Source organism: Pseudomonas sp. S3_A09 (genome assembly GCF_054668065.1).
Window position 1 is genome coordinate 3,633,464 of sequence record NZ_CP162752.1, and the last position, 20,221, is coordinate 3,653,684.

17 protein-coding genes and 1 pseudogene are annotated in these 20,221 nt (G+C 61.2%); 5 read left to right on the forward strand and 13 right to left on the reverse strand.

Annotation, left to right across the window (positions count from 1 at the left end; translation table 11 throughout):
• Positions 1–9: 9 nt before the first annotated feature.
• The 3 genes from AB4N92_RS16970 to AB4N92_RS16980 are packed head-to-tail and all read left to right on the forward strand — an operon-like array spanning position 10 to position 3,257.
• Complete coding sequence (locus AB4N92_RS16970) at positions 10–2,196, forward strand: FUSC family protein (RefSeq protein WP_106118891.1); 2,187 nt, start codon at positions 10–12, stop codon at positions 2,194–2,196.
• Positions 2,186–2,386 carry a DUF1656 domain-containing protein gene (locus tag AB4N92_RS16975; RefSeq protein WP_010213002.1) on the forward strand — a complete coding sequence of 67 codons (201 nt, stop codon included), beginning with the start codon at positions 2,186–2,188 and terminating at the stop codon, positions 2,384–2,386. The genes AB4N92_RS16970 and AB4N92_RS16975 overlap by 11 nt, the downstream gene beginning before the upstream one ends.
• 10 nt (positions 2,387–2,396) lie before the next feature.
• Entirely contained in the window at positions 2,397–3,257 is an 861-nt protein-coding gene (locus AB4N92_RS16980; RefSeq protein WP_021491861.1) for an efflux RND transporter periplasmic adaptor subunit, read from the forward strand.
• Positions 3,258–3,264: 7 nt separating this feature from the next.
• Here the strand turns inward: AB4N92_RS16980 and AB4N92_RS16985 are convergent, their stop codons facing one another.
• Together AB4N92_RS16985 and AB4N92_RS16990 are read right to left on the reverse strand one after the other, a co-directional pair.
• Positions 3,265–3,666, reverse strand: a complete 402-nt coding sequence (locus tag AB4N92_RS16985) for a hypothetical protein (protein ID WP_010212999.1) — start codon at positions 3,664–3,666, stop codon at positions 3,265–3,267.
• The gene (locus AB4N92_RS16990) at positions 3,663–4,847 is read right to left on the reverse strand and encodes an MFS transporter (RefSeq protein ID WP_021491859.1); all 1,185 of its coding nucleotides are present in this window, start codon (positions 4,845–4,847) and stop codon (positions 3,663–3,665) included. Before AB4N92_RS16990 ends, AB4N92_RS16985 begins: the two co-directional genes overlap by 4 nt.
• Before the next feature lie 111 nt (positions 4,848–4,958).
• Between AB4N92_RS16990 and AB4N92_RS16995 the strand changes: the two genes are divergently transcribed.
• A complete protein-coding gene (locus AB4N92_RS16995; RefSeq protein WP_010212994.1) occupies positions 4,959–5,816 on the forward strand; it encodes a LysR family transcriptional regulator in 858 nt (285 codons plus the stop codon).
• Here AB4N92_RS16995 and AB4N92_RS17000 read toward each other — a convergent pair.
• The gene (locus AB4N92_RS17000; RefSeq protein WP_010212993.1) at positions 5,813–6,625 is read right to left on the reverse strand and encodes an SDR family oxidoreductase; all 813 of its coding nucleotides are present in this window, start codon (positions 6,623–6,625) and stop codon (positions 5,813–5,815) included. The two genes, AB4N92_RS16995 and AB4N92_RS17000, sit on opposite strands and share 4 nt — an antisense overlap.
• Positions 6,626–6,639: 14 nt before the next feature.
• Positions 6,640–7,104, reverse strand: coding sequence for a hypothetical protein (locus tag AB4N92_RS17005; RefSeq protein ID WP_010212990.1), 465 nt, complete (start codon positions 7,102–7,104; stop codon positions 6,640–6,642).
• 329 nt (positions 7,105–7,433) lie between these two features.
• On the opposite strand from AB4N92_RS17005, the gene AB4N92_RS17010 reads away from it, so the two are divergent.
• Positions 7,434–7,763 carry a hypothetical protein gene (locus AB4N92_RS17010; RefSeq protein WP_010212989.1) on the forward strand — a complete coding sequence of 110 codons (330 nt, stop codon included), beginning with the start codon at positions 7,434–7,436 and terminating at the stop codon, positions 7,761–7,763.
• A gap of 90 nt (positions 7,764–7,853) precedes the next feature.
• On the opposite strand, the gene AB4N92_RS17015 is transcribed toward AB4N92_RS17010, so the two are convergent.
• The 9 genes and pseudogenes from AB4N92_RS17015 to algK all read right to left on the reverse strand — a co-directional run bounded on the left by AB4N92_RS17015 (position 7,854) and on the right by algK (position 20,174).
• A complete protein-coding gene (locus tag AB4N92_RS17015; RefSeq protein ID WP_010212986.1) occupies positions 7,854–9,305 on the reverse strand; it encodes a mannose-1-phosphate guanylyltransferase/mannose-6-phosphate isomerase in 1,452 nt (483 codons plus the stop codon).
• A gap of 173 nt (positions 9,306–9,478) precedes the next feature.
• On the reverse strand, positions 9,479–10,135 hold the full coding sequence (locus tag AB4N92_RS17020) for an alginate O-acetyltransferase AlgF (RefSeq protein WP_021491856.1): 657 nt from the start codon (positions 10,133–10,135) through the stop codon (positions 9,479–9,481).
• Positions 10,136–10,151: 16 nt separating this feature from the next.
• Positions 10,152–11,336, reverse strand: a complete 1,185-nt coding sequence (locus AB4N92_RS17025; RefSeq protein ID WP_236266861.1) for an alginate O-acetyltransferase — start codon at positions 11,334–11,336, stop codon at positions 10,152–10,154.
• Between the two features lie 11 nt (positions 11,337–11,347).
• Entirely contained in the window at positions 11,348–12,880 is a 1,533-nt protein-coding gene (locus tag AB4N92_RS17030; protein ID WP_010212981.1) for an MBOAT family O-acyltransferase, read from the reverse strand.
• Between the two features lie 219 nt (positions 12,881–13,099).
• A complete protein-coding gene (locus tag AB4N92_RS17035; RefSeq protein ID WP_010212979.1) occupies positions 13,100–14,209 on the reverse strand; it encodes a mannuronate-specific alginate lyase in 1,110 nt (369 codons plus the stop codon).
• Between the two features lie 8 nt (positions 14,210–14,217).
• Entirely contained in the window at positions 14,218–15,666 is a 1,449-nt protein-coding gene (locus AB4N92_RS17040) for an alginate O-acetyltransferase (protein WP_010212978.1), read from the reverse strand.
• Between the two features lie 11 nt (positions 15,667–15,677).
• A pseudogene (gene algG / locus AB4N92_RS17045) lies at positions 15,678–17,266 on the reverse strand (mannuronan 5-epimerase AlgG).
• Positions 17,266–18,753: an alginate export family protein gene (locus tag AB4N92_RS17050; RefSeq protein WP_010212974.1), complete on the reverse strand. Its 1,488-nt coding sequence runs from the start codon at positions 18,751–18,753 to the stop codon at positions 17,266–17,268. The pseudogene algG and the gene AB4N92_RS17050 overlap by 1 nt, the downstream one beginning before the upstream one ends.
• A complete protein-coding gene (gene algK / locus AB4N92_RS17055; RefSeq protein ID WP_460127656.1) occupies positions 18,750–20,174 on the reverse strand; it encodes an alginate biosynthesis TPR repeat lipoprotein AlgK in 1,425 nt (474 codons plus the stop codon). Before algK ends, AB4N92_RS17050 begins: the two co-directional genes overlap by 4 nt.
• Positions 20,175–20,221 lie beyond the last annotated feature (47 nt).

Here is a 20,221-nt window from a genome sequence, read left to right on the forward strand (position 1 = left end):
TAGGATTCGATGACTCCCTTGCCTGCACCGCTGCGCTGGCTGCATTCCCTTGAATGGCGCCGTGGCTTTTTCGACTGGGCACGCAGCGATGGCGTGACCTGGGTGTATATCTTCAAGGTGTTGCTCGCCGCGTTCCTGACGCTGTGGCTGGCCATGCGCCTGGAACTGCCGCAACCGCGCACGGCGATGATCACCGTGTTTATCGTGATGCAACCCCAAAGCGGCCAGGTGTTCGCCAAGAGCTTTTATCGCTTCCTCGGCACCCTGGCGGGGTCGGCGGTGATGGTGTTGTTGATTGCCCTGTTTGCGCAGAACACCGAGTTATTCCTCGGCGCGCTGGCGATTTGGGTGGGCATTTGCACCGCCGGCGCGACGCGCAACCGTAACTTCCGCGCCTATGGGTTTGTGCTTGCCGGTTATACGGCGGCGATGGTTGGCCTGCCGGCCCTGGCCCATCCGGACGGCGCGTTCATGGCGGCGGTGTGGCGGGTGCTGGAAATTTCCCTGGGGATTCTGTGCTCCACGCTGGTCAGCGCCGCGATTCTGCCGCAAACCAGCAGCGCCGCCATGCGCAACGCCTTGTACCAGCGCTTCGGCGTATTCGCGCTGTTCGTCACCGATGGCCTGCGCGGACGCAGCCGACGTGAAGGTTTCGAGGCCAGCAACGTGCGTTTTATCGCTGAAGCGGTGGGCCTTGAAGGACTGCGCAGCGTCACGGTGTTTGAAGACCCGCACATGCGTCGGCGCAACGGCCGGCTCAGTCGCCTCAACAGCGAATTCATGAGCATCACCACGCGCTTCAATGCTTTGCATCAGTTGCTGGAGCGGTTGCGCGCGGATGAAGCGGCCCCTGTTGTCGCCGCCAGACCCGGCGTGCAAGACCTTGCCGAACTGCTCGATGGTTTCTCCGGACGTGCGCTGACCAGCCCCGATGCAGCGCGCCTGGTCAACCAACTCAGCGCCTATAAGGACGGCCTGCCCGCCAAGGTCCGCAGCCTGCGCGCGGCTTTTCAGGAAGAGCACCCAAGTGAAGCCGAGCAGCTGGATTTCCACACCGCCTACGAGCTGCTTTACCGGTTTGTCGATGACCTGCACAACTACGCGCAAACCCACGCTTCCCTGGCGGAACATAGCCATGAGCGCGAGCAATGGGACGAAACCTTTATCCCCAAGACCAACTGGCTGGCCTGCGCTGCCTCGGGGATTCGCGCGTCATTCATCCTGATGGTACTGGGCAGTTATTGGGTGGCCACCGCCTGGCCCAGCGGCGCGACCATGACCCTGATCGCCGCCGCCACCGTGGGCTTGTCCGCCGCCACGCCGAACCCGAAACGCATGGCGTTCCAGATGGCTTGCGGAACGTTGATAGGGGCCCTGGTGGGCTTTGTCGAAATGTTTTTCGTGTTCCCCTGGATCGACGGCTTCCCGCTGCTGTGCGTGATGCTTGCCCCGGTGATCATCTTTGGCGCGTTCCTCGCTTCGCGCCCGCAATACGCGGGTGTTGGCGTAGGGCTGCTGATCTTTTTCAGCACCGGCTCGGTGCCGGACAACCTGACGGTCTACAACCCTTACACCTTTATCAACGACTACATCGCCATGATCCTCGGCATGCTGGTGTGCGCGGCGGCGGGCGCGATCATTCTGCCGCCCAACAGCCGCTGGTTGTGGCGCCGCCTCGAACAGGACCTGCGCGAGCAGGTGGTGTACGCGATCAGCGGCAAACTCAAGGGGCTGGCGTCGAGCTTTGAAAGCCGCACCCGTGATTTGCTGCACCAGGCCTATGGTCTTGCTGTTGGCCAGCCGCAAGTGCAGCGCGACCTGCTGCGCTGGATGTTCGTGGTGCTGGAGGTTGGCCACGCGATTATCGAACTGCGCAAGGAACAGGCGATGCTGCCGGTGCACCCGGCGTACGCCGAATCCCAGCCGTGGCGCCAAGCCATCCGCGTGATGGGCCGCTCGCTGGTGCGGCTGTTCCTGCAACCCAGCGCGAGCAACCTGGAGCGTGGCCTGATCGCCGTCGACCATGCGATCAGTCGTGTGCAGGCCACCGACGAACCCTTCGCCCCGCACTTCGACACCTCGGCCCTGCGCCGGGTGAAAAGCTACCTGCATTTTATCCGCACCTCGCTTTTGGACCCGCAATCGCCGTTGGCCGCTCTTAAAGGTGCCACGCAAGGAGCCACGCATGCCTCGTGAAATCGCCTTCCACGGCGTGTATATGCCGACCATGACCCTGATGTTCCTGATCGCAGCTGTGCTGGCCTGGGCGCTTGATCGCTGTTTGGCCGGGTTTGACCTGTACCGTTTTTTCTGGCACCCGGCGTTGCTGCGCCTGAGCCTGTTTGTTTGCCTGTTCGGCGCCCTGGCGCTGACCGTCTACCGTTGAGAATCCCCCGATGAAAAAGTTTTTCAGCCTGCTCGCGACCTTGCTGGTATTGGCTTTGGCGATCTGGATTGGCCGTACGCTGTGGGTGCACTACATGGAAACCCCATGGACCCGAGACGGCCGTGTGCGCGCCGATATCATCAACGTCGCGGCCGACGTCACCGGTGAGGTGGTCGACGTGCCGGTGCGTGACAACCAGTTGGTGAAGAAGGGCGACTTGCTGATGCAGATCGATCCCGAGCACTACCGCATTGCCGTCAAGCAGGCGCAATCGCTGGTGGCTTCGCGCAAAGCCACTTGGGAAATGCGCAAGGTCAACGCTCATCGGCGCGCCGATTTGGACGCCCTGGTGATCTCCAAGGAAAACCGCGACGACGCCAGCAACATCGCCGACTCAGCGCTGGCCGATTACCAACACGCGCTGGCGCAACTGGAAGCGGCCGAACTCAATTTGAAGCGCACGCAAGTGGTGGCGGCTGTTGATGGTTATGTCACCAACCTGAATGTGCATCGCGGTGACTATGCGCGTATCGGCGAAGCCAAGATGGCCGTGGTGGATATGAACTCGTTCTGGGTCTACGGCTTCTTTGAAGAAACCAAGCTGCCCCACGTCAAGGTCGGTGACAAAGCCGACATGCAGTTGATGAGCGGCGAGACCCTGAAGGGCCACGTGGAAAGCATCTCACGTGGTATCTACGACCGCGACAACCCCGAAAGCCGCGAGCTGATCGCCGACGTGAACCCGACCTTCAACTGGGTGCGGCTGGCCCAGCGGGTGCCGGTGCGGATTCACATCGATGAGGTGCCGGAAGGGGTGTTGTTGGCGGCGGGGATCACCTGTACCGTGATTGTGGACCAGACACAAAACTGAACCGGCGCTAAGCCTTAATAAACGTTTCATGCAAATGGCGCCACAGCAGCGCACCACTGGCCTGCTTTTCGAACACTACCGTGGCGCGGCGATCCGTGCGGGTGCCGCTGTCGTCGAGCTGATGTTCGCGATAGGTCACCGTGGCGCCACGTGCATGCCGATCGATGCCGGTCATTTCGCTCAAGGTGATCTTCAACCCTGGACGCATGCCGCCCAAACGCGTGAACAGGGCGTTGACCCCGGCGGCATTGACCCGTGTGCCGGTCGCCGGGGCAACCATGCTGAATTCCGGTGAGAAGCGAGCGAGCAAGGTCTGCAAGGTGCCCTCAGGCGCAACCCCGGCAAACCATTGCTCGATCTCCACGTGGGTCTGGATCACTTCTTCGAAAAAGTCGCTGTAATCAATCATCGGTGAGGCTCGCTGGCAGGGTGAAGCAGTGAGCGTACTCTGGATGCATCCAGGCGCAGCACTGCAAAAAGAGGCAGCAGGGTCAAGGCTGCCGCCATCGTGAAGGTTATGGCGAAAGAATCCAAGGCCGACAACAATGCACTCAGCGCTGCCGCGCCCAGGCAGAAGCTCACTTGGCGATTGATGTTCCACAGGGCGCTGGCGTGGCCCATGCGTTCGGCGGGGATATCCACAAAGGCCAGGGTCTGCGCGGTGCTGCTGCACAGGCTGCCACCCAACCCCATCAAGAGGTAGGCAGGGATGATCAGGGCTGGCGCGTTGAGCAACAATATGCCGACGCATTGCAGCGCCATGCCCGCCAGCAACAACGGCTTAGGGCCACAGCGGTTGAACAGTTGTTTGCTGAGGAAAATCGCCAGCGCCGACGCCAGGGCCCAGGGCAACATCAGCGCACCGGTTTGTGTCGCGTCATAGCCGAGTCCGCGCAAGTAGAGGATGGCGATAAGGCTGGTGCCGATGAATACGCCGGGGATGCACAGGTAGATCAGCATGGCGGTGCGCAACATCGGGCTGCGCACTTGTTGGAAAATACTGCCCACGTCCAGCTTCGGACGAAGCTTGGCCGTCACATCGGGCGTTATCCACAGCAGGGTTAGCAGCAAGGTAATCAACGCCAGGGGCAAGTTGGCGTAGAAGATCCAGCGCCACGACAGGCTGTCGACAATCAACCCGCCCAACGCCGGGGACAGCGCCGGCACCAGCAGTGCTACCGACATCACGCGCGCCGTCAATTGGCTGCGCTCAGCCGCAGGGAAATGCCGGTAAGCCATGGCCTGTCCCACCGGAATCAGCAAGCCGCCGCCCAGCCCCTGCAGGGCGCGCCAGCCGATCAGCGTTTCAATCGAACTCGCCTGGCCCACCATCACCGAAGCGCCGGCGAACAACAGCAGGCTGGCGGCGATCAAGGCTCTTTCGCCCATCAGCGCCGCCAGCCACACACTCAGTGGAATGATCACCGTCAGGCCGAGCAGGTAGGCGTTGCTGATCCATGCCAGTTGAGTGACCGAAGCCTGCAGTTCGCGGGCAATATCCGGGTAGGCGACTGTGGCGACAAACATGTTCACCAGGTCCAGGGCAAAGCCCAGCAAAAAGATCCAGGCGACTTTCGAGCGGTAGGTCATGAGCGCGATCCTGCGAATGAAGCGGGCAGGGTAGGCCGCGCATGCTGTTTGGGAAACGTCGGTTTGCCTGTTAGTTTGTCAAAAATATTTTGACAAAGGAGGGCGCCGCCGATGGTCAGCCTGGACCGATTCGACACTTTCAAGGCCGTGGTCGAGGCCGGCTCGCTTACCGCTGCCGCCGACTTGTTGGGCCAGACCCGCGCCGTGGTCAGCTTCAACCTCAAGCGCCTGGAAGCGGAGCTGGGCGTCACCCTGCTGACCCGTAACACCCGGCAACTGGCGCTCACCGATGCCGGCGAGCGTTTCTACGTGCGCTGCACACGCATGCTCGAAGAAGCACGGTTGGCGGTGGAAGAGGCGCGTTCGGAGCATGCCCAACTCAAAGGCACGCTGCGCATTACCACCACTGTGGAATACGCATTGGCCGTGGTTGCCCCGGCTGTCGAAGCCTTCCGCCGCCTGCATCCAGACCTGAACATCCACTTATCCACCTCCTCGACCCATGCAGACCTGATCTCCGAGCGTTTTGACGTGGCGATTCGGCTGGGACGCCTGCTGGATTCCAATCACCGTGCGGTGCAGTTGTCGTCGTTCGACGTGTTTGCCGTGGCGGCGCCATCGTTGGGCGGGGTGAGTACACTGGATGAATTGGAACAGTTGCCCAAGCTGGGACATGGCCGATTGACGGAGTTGCGCGTGACCGATCCCCAAGGCGGCGAACATCTCTATCGCCCCGGCCACGCGTCACTGGTCGCCGACAGCGCAGCCGTGCTCCAGGCCTTCGCCGTGCGCGGACATGGCGTGGCAGTGTTGCCGCAATGGCTGGTGAAGGACGATCTGGAGGCCGGGAGGCTGGTGCGCTTGTTGCCGGACCATCGTTTTGCCCCGCAAGGGGTCTACGCGATGTATCCGGACACTCGGCATTTGCCCCTGAAGGTGCGGGCGTTTATTGATTTCATGAAGGGTTAGAGCGAACCGGCCAGCCCGAAGCGCTTCTTCAACACCTTCTCCAGCAACCCCTTGGGCAACAACGCTGCCATCAACGGTAACGCGCGACTGCCATTGCCCGAACGCAGCAGGCGGGGCGGTTGTGGTTGTTGCACGGCTTTCAATACATCCGCCGCGAACACGTTGGCCGGCGTCGGCTTGTCCTGGGACGCCTGGCTGCGCGCCCGGATGCCATCGCGCAGCGGCCACCACGGCGACTGTTCATTGATCAACAGTTCGGCCTGGGCGCCGGCGTTTTTCGCAAAGCTCGTGTTGATCGCGCCGGGTTGCACTTCCATGACCCGCACGCCAAACGGTGCCAGTTCCATGCGCAGTGCGTCGCTCAAGGCATGCACGGCCGCTTTGGACGCGCAGTAGGCGCCGGCAAACGGGGTCACCAGCACACCGGAAACACTGCCGATGTTCACCACCACTCCCTTGCTGCGCCGCAGGGCCGGAAACAGCGCCTGGGTGACGCCGACGATGGAAAACACATTGGTCTCGAATTGGCGTTGCATCGCCTCGGTGCCGCCGTCGAGCAATGGGCCCATGGCGCCGTATCCAGCGTTGTTGACCAGCACATCCAGTTCGCCCAGTTGTTCGGCCAGCCGTTGCAGGGCGGCGCTGTCGTTGACGTCCAATTGCACCGCGTTAAAGCCTGCGGCCGACAAACCGGCGACGTCTTCTGCACGGCGGGCGCTGGCCCACACGCGGTAGCCTGTGGCCTTGAAAGCGTCAGCCAGGGCACGGCCGATGCCGCTGGAGCAACCGGTGATCAGTACGTTGGGCATGGATCGATCCTTCATCAGTCCGAGAAACTGCCTTGCAGGTGCTCGGCACGGAACTCCAGGGTTTGCGGGCGGTAGCCGGGGCGTAAAGGTGGGGTTGGCAAGCAATCGTCCCAGGTGCCGCCGGCTTGCAGTTCGCCAGGGCCGCGATAGCGTGGGGCGGCATAGACGTTGTCGGCCAGGTTGACCGAGTCGCCCGGTGCATAGGCGGCGACGCGCCAACGCAGCTCAGTGAGGGGCACATCGTTGCCATTGTTGAGGGTCAGTTTCAGCGGACGGTCCGCAGGGCATTCCTGGGGAGCATAGCTGATGCGCAGTTCCAGGCGTGCCAGTTGGGAGGCTTCGCGGTTATCCAGCCAGACGACCCAGATGGCCACGAAACCCAGGCCAACGGCGGCGGCCAACGATACCGGCAAGGCTTTGGCCGGGTAGCGCAGCAGCAGGATCAACCAGGTGATGATCAGTAGGACGCCGAAGAACATGAGGACAGTCTCGTATGCGGATGAACCATCCTACCTGCGCGATGGCCTGGATGCCTATGGCGAGTCTCTGTTTTCATGAGGGAACCGCACAATGCCTTTTCTCCACAAATCCAGCATAGGGACATGCAGATTGCCCAGGAGGGTATCAACCCCAGTCTGATCAAGTGAGACGAACTATGATTGCTTCAGCCGTGCTTATACCTGCTGCCACGTCCGCACTGTCGTCAGTGGCTTCCTCTCTTCTCACGCCTCAATCTGCGCCAGCGCCGAGCAGCGCTGCAACATCGAATCAAGCGAACGTAAAGCATGACACTCAAGCGCAGCCCCGCATGCAAAGTCAACAATTGACCAACCTGGGGCAAACGCTGCTGCAAGGGGCTGCGACGCTTTTCCCCACAGCGTTACGTGGCGGCCCCGAAGAAAAGGCGAAGGGCGCTGGACTGATGGTGGGTGGGGCTGCCGCAGAAGGTCTTGGGAAAAGGTTTGGCATGAGTGGTGGTCTGTTGAGCAAAGCCGTTGGCGCCGGTTTGGTATATGGCGGCAGGGCTGCTCAGGAATTTGGCAAGAGCCGATACGACAGCGCGGACAGCACCACGAACAACACGGGTAACTACAACGCCTACTCCCCGTCGAATTGGGGGAGCAGGCCGGCGTCGTAACGGGCTGGCGGTGCAATAAAAAAGCCCCCGCCCAACCGGCTGCGGATAGGGGACGCAGTCGACTGGACGGGGGCTTCTTTTACGACTGTTTTACTGCGCGATAGTTTTCACCGACACGCCACGTTCAACCGGCGTCGAGCGACCGTAGATATCTTCAAAGCGCTCGATGTCGTCTTCGCCCAAATAGCTGCCCGATTGCACTTCGATGATCTCCAACGGGATCTTGCCCGGGTTGCGCAGGCGATGCACCGAGGCGATCGGGATGTAGGTGGACTGGTTCTCGGTGAGCAGGAAAACGTTCTCGTCACAGGTGACTTCAGCGGTGCCGCTGACCACGATCCAGTGTTCGGCGCGGTGGTGGTGCATCTGCAGCGACAGGCACGCGCCCGGCTTGACCGAGATGTGCTTGACCTGGAAACGCCCACCCATGTCCACCGAGTCGTAGGAGCCCCACGGGCGATAGACTTCGCAGTGGTTCTGGGTTTCGCTGCGGCCCTGGTCGTTGAGGGTCGAGACCATCTGTTTGACGCCCTGGACCTTGTCCTTGTGGGCAATCATCATCGCGTCCTTGGTTTCCACCACCACGATGTTGTCCAGGCCGATCACCGACACCAGTTTGCCGTTGCCGTGGATCATGCAGTTGCGGCTGTCCTGGATCACCACGTCGCCTTTGCTGACGTTGCCGTGGACGTCTTTGTCGTTGACGGCCCACAGCGAGGCCCAGCAACCCACGTCGCTCCAACCGGCGCTCAGCGGCACCACGCAGGCGCGCTGGGTTTTTTCCATCACGGCGTAGTCGATGGAGTTGTCCGGGCAGCAGGCGAAGGTGGCTTCGTCGAAGGACACCGTGTCGGCGGTCTGTTCGCTGCGTTCAAGGGTCAGCAGGCAGGTGTCGTAGATGTCCGGGTCGTGCTTTTTCAGCTCTTCGAGGAAGCGGCTGGCGCGGAACAGGAACATACCGCTGTTCCAGAAGTAACCGCCGCTCTTGACGAACTCCATGGCGCGTTTTTCATTGGGTTTTTCCACGAACTGCTCGACGCGGCTCACGCCTTCGGGCAGCAGCGAATCGTTGGTGGACTTGATGTAGCCATAACCGGTTTCCGGACGGGTGGCCGGCACGCCGAACAGCACCATCTCGCCACGCTCGGCGGCCACGGTGGCCAGGGCCAGCGCACGCTGCAGGGCTTTCTGGTCGTCGATCACGTGGTCGGCGGGCAACACCAGCATCAGCTCGTCGCGGCCTTCATTGACCAGCATCATCGCGGTGAGGGCCACGGCCGGCGCGGTGTTGCGGCCGAACGGTTCCATCAGGATGCGCTGGCTTTCGAGCTTACGCGCGGCCAGTTGCTCGTTGACGATGAAGCGGTGGTCCTTGTTGCAGACCACGATTGGGGAGTCCATGCCTTCAAACACCAGGCGCTCCAGGGTTTGCTGGAACAGCGTGTGCTCGCCGGTCAGGGCCAGGAATTGTTTAGGGAACTGTTTACGCGAAAGCGGCCAAAGACGTGAGCCGCTACCACCGGAAAGGATGACTGGAATCATGGGTGTTTCTCCTTGAATCGATTTGGGTCAGAGCTACGAAGGTTTGTCGTTTCACTCTTGTTTTTGTCTCGGTCTCTGTGGGAGCGGGCTTGCTCGCGAAGGCATCAGCTCGGTGCATCTGACAAACCGAGTCGTCTGCATCGCGGGCAAGCCCGGCTCCCTCAGGGAAATAATTAGCGGGTCGACACCGGGCGTTTCACCCACACTGGCGACAGGCTCGAACCGGAACCGGTGACGTACAGCACCGCCGCTTCACCGCGTTCCAGGGCCACCGGCTTCACGTCGCCGACTTTTTTGTCGCCGTCATACAGCGCCAGGCTGACCTTCACCGGGTTGATTTCGCGCTCGCCACGGCCTTTGGCAGCGACTGCCTTGACCACGTCGGTCTTGCCGTCAGCGGTCTTCAAGGTCAGGGCCTTGTCGCTGAGGTTCTGCACGCGCACCAGGGACTTCTGCTTGTTCTTGAACGGTGGCTCCTCGATCAGCTGTGGCTGGCCGCTGCCGCTGTTGACCAGGGTGTAATAGTGGTCGGCGGCGAGTTTGACTGGCACGGTCTGGCTGCCGACCTTGGCGCTGTAGTCACCGCCGGGCATGAAGCTGAAATCACTGCTGGCCAGTGGTGCGACATCGCTCAGGTTGGTGGCGCCGACAGTGGCGCTGACTTCCTGATTGCTGGCGTTGTAGATCCGCACGAAGCTCGAACCTTTTGGCGCGGTAGGGCCGTAGAGGGCGGCGTCGCCACCGGCGAAGGCGGACATCGATACGAAGCTCAGGCCGGCTGCGATAGCCAGGGTTTTAGCGAGACGACGAGGAGTTGTAGTGAAAGTCATGTGAGTTACCTCTCTTTCAGTTTTGCGCCCGGTCGGGCGTCTCGGATTTTTGGTTTTTAACTGGGGTGTTCAGTGCCATGTTCTGTTGGCGCGAACCGGCTTGTTTAAGCTGCGCAACCCAGGACGGGTCGGCATCACCGATTTCGTTGTTCACGGGCAGATAACGTTCAGGAAACTCCCAGATCAGCACCTGGGGCGGGCTGTTCTTGAAGTCATCGCTTTTGAGGTAGCTGAGCATCGGCAGGATCGGGCCGTGGCCGTCTTCGGCGTAGCTGACCACGTCGCTGCCCAGGGCTTGCTTGAGGGCGCCGACGAAGTTCCAGTTGGGGTTGGCGCTGTAGCTGGTGCCCACCAATGCCACCGGGGTTTCGCTGTCGCTGAACAGGGCATCGTCACCTTGGGTTTCGGCCAGGTGCGTGACGCGTTTTTCCAGCGGTTCTTTCGGCGGCATCAGGTTTTCGAACAGCGGGTCCAGGGGCAGGAACAGACGCAGGTCGCCTTTATGCGGCTCGGTCTTCTCGGCTTCGGTGATAAAACGCTGCGGCTCGCCGTGGAGCGGGGTCTTGTCGGCGATGGTCTTGGCCAACTGCTTGGCAGCGATTTCGGCACCGTCCGGTGTCCAGTGGGTGTCGGTGCGCAGGAACACTTGCTTGCCGCCGAGCTTGGCCTGTTGCAATGGGCCGAGCAGGTCCGGGGCGATGATCTTGTCGGCCGCGACACGGGCGTGGAAGTCCTGGTACAGGTTGGCGTGGATGCTGGCCGGTTTCACTTCACCCAAATGTTCCGGGTAAAGGCGCACCTTGGCTGGCACGATCGCCATCACCAGTTGAATGCCCTGGGCCTTGAGTTTCTGGCGCACGCCTTCGACCAGCGCGTAGTTGCCTTCAAGGTTCTGGTCTTCGTTGACGGCGGGGTTGAATTCCTCGTCGCTGTACAGCCAGTGATCGCGGCCCAGCACCACACCGGGACGGCCTTCATTGAACAGCTTGTAGTCCAGCGCCGCCCACAGGTTGGTGCCCATGCGCTTGATCGGGAACTCGTCGTCGTAGTGGGTCTCGACGGCTTTGGTCCAGCGACCGTTGAGCACGGTGGCGTCGGCATTGGTGCTGAAGCCGAAGAAACTGCGCAGCGACCAGGCGCCCAGGGCCAGCAGCAGCACCAGGAACAGGCCGATATAGAGGACGCGTAATGAACGGGTCATGGTCGGCTCCCTCAAAATTGGAAGTAAAGGAACGGCGAGAAACTCTGCGCCGACAGTTTGAGAATCGACGCCACGAACAGCAGCAGCACCGCAGCGCGCATCGCGTAGCGTGGCCAGTCAGCGGTCCAGTAGGCCGGTTGCACGGCGGCATCTTTGCCCACGGTGAAACCGGGTTCGTGGATGCTGCCTGGGTTGTCGCCCGGCACAGCCTTGATCAGGCTAGGGTCGGCCGGTTTGGTCTTCTCGGCAGGACGATTGGTGTAGAAGTCGCGCAGGCCGAAGAACGCCAGGGTTGCATACGCCACCACCAGGGTTGCCACTTGCAGGCCGGTGAGGTTGGCGCGGTTGAGTTCCGACAGCGACCACTCGCCAAAGCTGAACATCGCACCGTACATACGGCCGGCGACGTGCAGGTTCTCGGCGCGGAAGATCACCCAACCCATCACCACCAGCAGGAAGGTGAAGGCCCAACGCACCGGGTTGAAGCTGCGCGGCGACGTGTTGAGGCCGATGGCTTTTTCAATCGCCAGCCACATGCCGTGCCACGCACCCCACACGATGTAGGTGATGTTCGCACCGTGCCACAGGCCGCCGAGCAGCATGGTCAGGAACAGGTTGCGGTAGGTGGTCAGCGTGCCTTTACGGTTGCCGCCCAGGGTGATGTACAGGTAGTCACGCAGCCAGGTGGACAAGCTGATGTGCCAGCGCCGCCAGAACTCGGTGATCGACTGGCTGATGTACGGCTGCTTGAAGTTCTCCATGAAACGGAAGCCCATCATCAAGCCCAGGCCGATGGCCATGTCGCTGTAGCCGGAGAAGTCGAAGTACAACTGCGCGGTATAGGCCAGCGCGCCGAGCCAGGCATCGCCCGTCGTCGGGTTTTGCAGGGCGAAGCAATGGTCGGCCACCACCGCCAGGGTGTCGGCGATGAAGACCTTCTTGATGAAACCCTGCATGAACCGCGTGCAGCCCTCGGAGAACTTGTCGAGGGTGTGGGTGCGGTTGTTGAACTGATCGGCCAGGTCGCGGAAACGCAACACCGGGCCGGCAATCAGGTGCGGGAAGATCGCCACGAACGCCGCAAAGTCGATCAGGTTGCGGGTTGCAGGGGTATCACCGCGATACACGTCGATGATGTAGCTGATGGACTCGAAGATGTAGAACGAGATCCCGATCGGCAGCAGCACGTGGGTGAGAATGAACGGCTCCAGGCCGGCCGACTTCATCATCACGTTGATGCTGTCGACGCCAAAGTTGGCGTACTTGAAGTAGCCGAGGATGCACAGGTCGACCACCACGCCCAGCAGCAGCCAGCGCTGGGCCGGCTTGGTGCGCACGCCTGCCGCACCGACCTTGAGGCCGATCCAGTAATTCCACAGCGTCACGGCGGCGAACAGCGCCAGGAAGTCCACTCGCCACCAGGCGTAGAACACGTAGCTGGCCAGTAGCAGCAGCAGGTTGCGATAGCGTTGCCCGCTCAAGTAGTACAAGCCGAGAAAGATCGGCAAGAACAGAAACAGGAACACATTGGACGAGAAAACCATCCCGATCTCTCCATGTTTAACCAACAGTCAAGGGCCAGAGCCCCCCCAAACCCCCCCCACGATTTCGGGGGAGGGCTGTATTGCATTCTCACTGTCGAAACCGGCTCAAAAATGTGGGAGGGGGCTTGCCCCCGATGGCGGTGTAACAGTCGCCATCTGTGTTGAATGACACCCTGCTATCGGGGGCAAGCCCCCTCCCACATTTTTTACCGAGTTCGCTCAGGAACCTTTGTTGCCTTTTTCATGCGCCGGGTCGTAGACCTTGGTCAGGTCACCCCCGAGGCGGAACGTCTTGAAAGGCTGCATCCCGTGCTTGCGCTCGATCACATCCGGCGCACAGGTGTAGAGGGTGCAGAACGGCTCAAGCCAGGCATATTTCATGTCTTCCTTGAGGTCTTTCATATCCTGCTCTTTGCCGTTCTTCTGTTCGAAGATCTCCGGATCCTTGACCCCGGCCAGCACTTTTTCGCCCAGGCGCTTGAGCGCGCTGTTGTTTTCCTGGCGCAGGTCCACACCGTTGACCAAGGCAAAGCTGGCGATCATCGACAGCGGCGGCAGGGCGTAGTTGTGGTACGACAGGGCGCGTTGCTGGCGCTTCAATTCGTTCGGCAGGAAGCCTTGGTCGTCGACCTGATTCGCGCCGACCTTGTATTCCTTCACGGCCCAGTCGAACAGGTCGCGACGGTTGGTGGCGACGGACGTTGCCATCACCGACCAGGCGGCCCAGTAAGAGTGGTTGTTGGTTTTTTCCAGCGGCAGGTTGTCCCAGTCGCTCACCACCTGGTCGGCCAGTTTGTTGAACCAGGCTTCGATCAGCTGCGATTCCTGCTGGTGGTTGGCCAGCGGGTGCGACTCGGAGAACTTCAAGCGCACATAGGCCGACGCCATGCTGCCCAGTGCCCATTTGCGCATGGACTTGCCGGTGTGGTTGAAGTCTTTGGACATCAACGCATCTGCCCGAGCCCATGTAGCCAGCCAGTTGAGCGTGCATTCCAGTTGTTCGGGCCGGCCATCGCGCATGAACTGCATCACCCGCTTGCTGGTGTCTTTTTCCAGCTTGGTGATGTCGGCGGTGCTGTCACGAAAGGCTTTTTCGGATTGCACATTCAGCGTGGAACGGGCCTTGTCCGAGCCTTCGTACTTGCTGCGAAATTGCAGCGAGCCGGTGTACGGCGCGGGCATGGCGTCGCAGTCATTCTTGAAGTCGCCGGTCTTGAACGCTTCAATCGGTGCGAAATAACCCTGGGGTGGACGCAGTGGGGCGGCGGCGTTGACTGAGCCGGCGAACATCGCCAGGCCGAGTAACGTGGGAATCAATAACTTCTGCATAAGTAACCTCATTGCCCAGTTGAGGCGGTCTGTTGACCACCGGCTGGGAATACGTTGCGTGTGCAAATTTTCGCTTCGACTTTCTGCGCGGCAGCGCCCGCTTCGGGACCCTGCACTTCCACGGCCAGCAAGTTCTGCGAGGCCCAGTCTTCATCGGTGCGCAGTTCAAAGGCGAAACGCCCGTCTGTATCGGATGTTTCGGGTTTTTCGATCTTGATGTCCTCGTGGCGCCCGTTCATGTACCAGAGGGTGGCTTGCAGGGTTTTCACCGACGGGTCGGCGAAGCGGATATCAACCTGGTGGTTGGCGTTGCGCAGGTCTTTGTTCGAACTGTTAACCAGCAATTCGTTCTTGCCGGGCTTCAATGTCGTGCTGGCGGTCATCTGCGCGGTCTTGCCTTCGCAGCCGTTGTCCAGCAGCGCCATCATCTGGCGGTAGATGGTCTCCTGGTCCAGGCGATACAGCGGCGAGAATTCCCAGATCAGAATCTTTGGCGGGGTCTTCTGGAATTCTTCGCTGCCCAGGTATTGGATCATCGAGCCTTCCAGGCCACCGCCGGGGAAGGCGACGTTGAGGATGTCAGCACCGATTTCCTGTTCCAGGAAGCCGGCGAAGTTGTAGTTCTTGCCACTGTGACTGGTGCCCACCAGCGTGATCTGCGGGTTGCCCGAATCGCTGAACAGGTCGCCGTCGCCCGCTTCGCCCTTGGGCTCGGTGGAGAACTGATCCATGTACTGGATCGCGTAGCTGGTGCCACACAGTTGCCCGGCCATGTTGTGCAGGGTGCCGGTCTTGCCCATGCGTCCGGACACTTTGGTCTCGAATTCACGCTTGGGAATATCGGCAAATTCAGGCATTGCACGCACTTTGGCGCCGACGATTTTCGCCGTGCGCTGGGCACCATACGGGGTCCAGTGCTGGTCGCCACGGAAGTAGAAATCGTGGGCTGGCAGCTCATCCGGCAGTTGCTCGTTGGTCAACGGCGACAGGTCCGGCACCACGTAGCCCATCTTGGCGAAACGGCCGAGCATGGTCTTGTAGTTGGCCAGTGCCTTGTCGAAATCGAACTTGGCTTTTTCTTCCGGGTTGAGCTTGTTGCGGTTCACCAGGCCACGGGTCGGCTGGTAGACCACCACCAGTTCCACGCCCTTGGCCTTGAACGCATCGTGCAGCTGTTGCATGCGCTTGTAGCCGGACGGGGTGGTATCGAATTCGGTGCGCAGGTCTTCCTGGGTCCGGAACAACCAGTCGCCCTGGGCTTGCACCAGGGTGGTGAAGTTCTGCTGGTAGCGCGTGGTGTAGTTGCGCGCATCGTGGGCGGCCGGACACAGGCTGCAGCACGGCTCGGCGGTGAAGGTCGGTGCCTTGACTTCGTCGGCGCGCACGCCCTGGCTGGCCGCGAGCAGGCCGAGGGTCAGACCCGAGAGGCTCAACAGTTTGATCATGTGTGGGTGCATAAGGGTCATCCTCAGTCCTGCAATTCGGTCTGGCGTTCGACAGGGTCGATCAGCACGGCTTTCTGCTGGCGTACCAGCAGGTCGAGAATCTCTTCCTGGCGATCGCCCAGCACGCCGTTGAAGCTGATGCCGCTGGATTTGGTCGGCGCCAGCATCGACACGCGGTACAGCTCCACGCTCAACGGCGAGTCGATGGACAGCGGCCCGCTGCCGTTACCCGCCAGTTCACCACCGACCACGATCAGCGAGACCTTGGCGTCGAACGGGTCGAGGGCGATGTCGCGGTCGGTGTCGGTCAAGTCCTTGATGTGGCCGTAAAGCCCGGTCAGGCCGTTGGCCATCGAGGTGTTTTCGTACAGCTTGATGTTCACGCTGTTACGCACGCGAATACCGTGGCGACGGTTGGCAATCACTTTGTTGCCCCACAGCAGGTTGTCGCCGCTCTCATAGAGGGTGATGCCGTCGGTGTGGTTACGGTAGAACTCGTTGTCGGCCACGATGTTGTTGACGCTGTTACGGTCGAGTACCAGGCCCGAGAGCTTGTTGTCGTAGCTGCGGTTGTTGAAGATGAAGCTGTCGTTCACTTCCCGGGAAATGATGATGCCGTGCTTCTTCTTGGTGCCGTAGACGGTGTTGTCCGCGATGATCAGACCGTGGGAACGGTCGTGGGGGTCAATGCCGTAGACGATGTTGTCTTTGTAGGTATTGCCCTTGATCACGAAGTTCGTGGTCTCGTAGCAGTAGAAGCCGTACCACATGTCCGAGAACTCGGAGTTGATGATCCAGCCGGTCGGCTCTGGACGCTTGAGCACCTTGGCCATGTTCGGCGTGTACTGGGAAATACTCACCCCGTACGACTTACTGTTGGCGTAGCCGAAGCTGGCCATCTTGGTGTTGGAGATGTAAGTCTCGGTGCCGCCCCACGCCAGTAGAAACGGACGGAATTCCTTCGGCGACTTGAACAGCGCCGGGCCGTTGGCTTTTTCGCTCCAGCCGGTGACTTTGGTGTCACGCACAAACAGCTGGCCGTCGTTGATCAGGAACGAACCGCTTTCCTGGGACAGGCGCAACTCCTGGGTTTTTTTATCGATTTCCAGGATGCCCTTGCGACCGACCACGATTGGCAACTTGGCCAGGAATACACCCGGCGATGTCTCGCTCAGGTACTGTTTGGGCACCTTGCCCAGCAAGTCCTTGAGGTTCATGTAGCCGTCGTCGACAAAGATCGCCTGGGGAATGCCGTGCTGGCGCACCACCCATTCGGCCATCTTGTTGTCACCGCCGATGAAGTCCTTGAGGGCATCTTCCTGCATCATGCGGCGGATGCTGATCTTGCCTGGCTTGGCGCGCACGATCTTTTTTCCATCGCCGCGTCGGTATAGCCCGACAGGTCCGGCAGGGCCGGCTTGGCCATTTCCAGCGGCGCGGTCGGCGGGCTGGAGATGGTGTAGGTCTTGGCCTGTTGCAGCTCTTTGGCGATGGTCGGCGCTTTAGCCTGCGGCGCGACATCGGCCATGGCAGCAGCGCTGGCCAGCAGCATCGCTGCCGCCAACATGGCCGAGCCTTTGAGGGCTTGAGGGTTCATTGCGCAGGCTCCCATCAGAACTTCCAGATCACGTCGACAAAGGCGCGATGCATGTACGAGTCAACCTGGCTGCCATAGGCGTCGCCCGGCTTGAACACACCTGCACGGAAACGCACCAGGGCCGATGGCTCGTCGATCGACTGGCTGAGCGCAGCCGGCAACAGGCCGGTCTTGAAGTACTTGGTGACCACCAGGTCCATCTCTTGGCCCAGGTCTTTCTTGCCGTCTTCAAGCGGCAGGGAAGTGCTGGACAGGATCGCGCCGGTCACGTCATCGGTGTTGTTCTGTACGGCATCGATGCCGTTGCTGCCCACCGGCTTGTTACCGTCGACGCGCCAGAACTTGTGGTACACCAGGCTGGCGTCGTAGTCCTCGCGCAGCTGCCAGGAGCCGAACAGGCTCATGGACTGCATGTTGTTCATCTCGCCACGGAAGGCTTCGCCGAAGCGGTGCACGCGGGACTGGGTGCCGGTCCAGTTCGAACGGTTGCTTTGCAGGCCGTTCTGCTCGTATTCGGCGCTGGCGCGGGAGTAGGCCGCACCGACTTGCCACTGTGGGTCCAGGCGCAGGCGGATACCCAGGTCGGTGGCCCAGCCATTCACGTCATCGCTGCGCTTGGCCGTGGTCGGACGGGTGCCGTCGGCGTTCAAGGCGTTGACCGTGTCGCGGTCGCCCTGCATACCGGTGATGCTCGCCCAATAGTTGACGGTGTTGGTGTTGCGCCAGTTGTAGGCGTCGCTGTTGGCTTCGATGCCGAGCCAGGTCAGGTCGCCGTTCTCGCGCTTGTCCAGCGAGTCAGTGGCGACGCCCGGTTCCGGGTAGTCCAGCTTGCCGTCGTCATGGGTGTGGTGAGCGCGCAGGCCGATCCACTGGCCTGGCGTCCACTGGTAGGCGGCGTCGGCGTAGAGGTGCTGACGGTCCTTATCCTTGGGCGACAGTTCCTTGAGGTCGGTGCGGTATTCGCTGAAGCGTTCAGCGACGCCGACGTTGGCCTTGAGCAAGGTGGTGTCGAAGGTCCAGTTCAGCGCTTCGATGTTGGTGTCGCGCCATTGGCCGTCGTCATTGCGCAGGCGTTGGCGGCCCAACTTGAGGATCTCGCCAGGGTAAGGCGTGAAGCCGCTGTAGCCGACCCAGAACTCACGCATGGCCAAGTAGTTTTTCTTGGTTTTGCGGTCGTTGTTGGTGGTCTGCTGGTTTTCGTCATCCGCCGACTGCTGCAGCGTGTCGGTCTCGATGATGTCGCTCGATACTACCGCCTGGCCCATGGCGTAGGCGCTCCACGCGCCGCTTTCACCGTAGATCCACGGGCGCAGGTCGAGGCCGATACCGTTGACGTCGCCGCCTTTCTGCGTGCCGAGGTCGCGGTCATCTTCGGACTGGGCGGTGGCTTTGACTTCCAGGCCGAAGTTTTTGGCTTCGGTCAGCGCGGCCAGGGTAGGGCACGACCACAGCAGGGCGAAGGTCAGGCCGATGCCGGCCTTGACGAATGGGTTGAGCTTCATAGGGATTCCTCGCCGTCTTCTTCTTCCAGGGCGTGCAGTTGCAGCGTGCCCTGAGCCAGGGTGCCGCGCGCGGCCAGTTCCTGTTGCACCAGGCGTTGGCCTTGGGCACGTTGCTCCGGAGTCAGTGGGGTTTCCAGCTGCGTGGCCAAGTCATTGGCCTCTGGCGTGTCTTGGGCTTTAGCCAACTGGCTGAAGACATAGGCATTCAATGGGTCGGGCTTGGTGCCCTTGCCTTGGGAAAACAATTGGGCAATCGCGAAATCGGCGCTGTTCTGGCCATTGCGCGCAGCGGTCAGCAAGTGGTCCAGGGCTTTTTGCGGGTAAACCTTGCCCAGGTAGCCACGGCGATAGATCTGGCCGAGGTAGTAATCGGCGGCCACTTCCTTGCCCACGGCTTTTTCGAAGTGTGCTTCGGCGGCCTTGGCGTCGGCGGGCACCCACTTGCCTTCGTAGTAGAGCTTGCCCAGCAACAGCTCGGCGCGCGGTTGGTCGGCGGCGCGGCCGTTGTCCAGGTACTTCATCATCTGGTCGACATCGCCCAGTTCGGGGAAGTCGTAGAGCAGTTGTGCCAGGCTGACCCACGAAGCCGGGTAGCCGGGGGCGATTTTTTCCAGCAGCGCCTGGGCGGTTTTTTCGTCGGTCTTGCCAAGCGATGCATCACCCAATACACGGGCTACGCTGTCGACGCGTTGTGCAGTGACGGTGCCACGGCTGTAGCCGGCTTCCATCTGCTTGAGCAGCTCGGCCTGCTTTTCCGGCTCGGCTTTTTTCTGGTAAACCGTGGCCAACTCGACGTAGCAGATATCGGTGGTAATCAGCGCGGCCTTGCAGATGCGCTCCACGTCATCCAGATGCTGGTCGTAAGTGTCCTGAGTGCGATACAGCAGCACTTGGGCGAGGCCGGCTTCCGGGTAACCGGCGGCCTGCCATTGGCTGATCTGCTGCTGGGCATTCACATTCGGGAAGCTGTGCGGGTATTGCAGGTACAGCATCGCCAGTGGAATCAGGGTGTTGCCTTCGCCATTGGCAAAGGCTTTTTTCAGCAGGCCTTCGGCTTCATGGTGTTCGGCTTCGGTGCTGCCAGGCTTGGCCACCAGCAGGCGACCGAGACGGGCCTGGGCGCGGGGCGAAGTGTCCGCCGCGGCGCGGTAGGTGGCTTCAGCCTGTTTGATTTGCGCCGGATCGCGGGTGCCGACCTGGATGTCAGCCAGGCCCACCTGGGCCTCGCTGTAACCCAGATCTGCCAGTTGCTGGTAATTCTGCTGGGCGGTGACGGTGTCGCCACGTTTCAACGCTTCGTTAGCCAGGCGTTGGTCGGGCAGGCCGGCGCAACCGGCGAGGCTGACTGCAACAGCTAGCAACGCCGCAGTACCCATGTGGGAGCGGGCTTGTTCGCGAAGGGGCCCTGTCAGTTGATGCATGTGCTGGCTGACACACTGCTTTCGCGAGCAAGCCCGCTCCCACAGGG

Excerpts from the sequence above, each read along its gene's own strand:
- AB4N92_RS16975 (WP_010213002.1), top strand. The coding sequence starts at position 2,186 with ATGCCTCGTGAAATCGCCTTCCACGGCGTGTATATGCCGACCATGACC.
- AB4N92_RS16990 (WP_021491859.1), bottom strand. The coding sequence starts at position 4,847 with ATGACCTACCGCTCGAAAGTCGCCTGGATCTTTTTGCTGGGCTTTGCC.
- AB4N92_RS16995 (WP_010212994.1), top strand. The coding sequence starts at position 4,959 with ATGGTCAGCCTGGACCGATTCGACACTTTCAAGGCCGTGGTCGAGGCC.
- AB4N92_RS17000 (WP_010212993.1), bottom strand. The coding sequence starts at position 6,625 with ATGCCCAACGTACTGATCACCGGTTGCTCCAGCGGCATCGGCCGTGCC.
- AB4N92_RS17035 (WP_010212979.1), bottom strand. The coding sequence starts at position 14,209 with ATGCAGAAGTTATTGATTCCCACGTTACTCGGCCTGGCGATGTTCGCC.
- AB4N92_RS17050 (WP_010212974.1), bottom strand. The coding sequence starts at position 18,753 with ATGAAGCTCAACCCATTCGTCAAGGCCGGCATCGGCCTGACCTTCGCC.
- AB4N92_RS16985 (WP_010212999.1), bottom strand. The coding sequence starts at position 3,666 with ATGATTGATTACAGCGACTTTTTCGAAGAAGTGATCCAGACCCACGTG.
- AB4N92_RS17015 (WP_010212986.1), bottom strand. The coding sequence starts at position 9,305 with ATGATTCCAGTCATCCTTTCCGGTGGTAGCGGCTCACGTCTTTGGCCG.
- AB4N92_RS17005 (WP_010212990.1), bottom strand. The coding sequence starts at position 7,104 with ATGTTCTTCGGCGTCCTACTGATCATCACCTGGTTGATCCTGCTGCTG.
- AB4N92_RS16980 (WP_021491861.1), top strand. The coding sequence starts at position 2,397 with ATGAAAAAGTTTTTCAGCCTGCTCGCGACCTTGCTGGTATTGGCTTTG.
- AB4N92_RS17030 (WP_010212981.1), bottom strand. The coding sequence starts at position 12,880 with ATGGTTTTCTCGTCCAATGTGTTCCTGTTTCTGTTCTTGCCGATCTTT.
- AB4N92_RS17010 (WP_010212989.1), top strand. The coding sequence starts at position 7,434 with ATGCAAAGTCAACAATTGACCAACCTGGGGCAAACGCTGCTGCAAGGG.
- algK (WP_460127656.1), bottom strand. The coding sequence starts at position 20,174 with ATGCATCAACTGACAGGGCCCCTTCGCGAACAAGCCCGCTCCCACATG.
- AB4N92_RS17040 (WP_010212978.1), bottom strand. The coding sequence starts at position 15,666 with ATGCACCCACACATGATCAAACTGTTGAGCCTCTCGGGTCTGACCCTC.
- AB4N92_RS17025 (WP_236266861.1), bottom strand. The coding sequence starts at position 11,336 with ATGACCCGTTCATTACGCGTCCTCTATATCGGCCTGTTCCTGGTGCTG.
- AB4N92_RS17020 (WP_021491856.1), bottom strand. The coding sequence starts at position 10,135 with ATGACTTTCACTACAACTCCTCGTCGTCTCGCTAAAACCCTGGCTATC.
- AB4N92_RS16970 (WP_106118891.1), top strand. The coding sequence starts at position 10 with ATGACTCCCTTGCCTGCACCGCTGCGCTGGCTGCATTCCCTTGAATGG.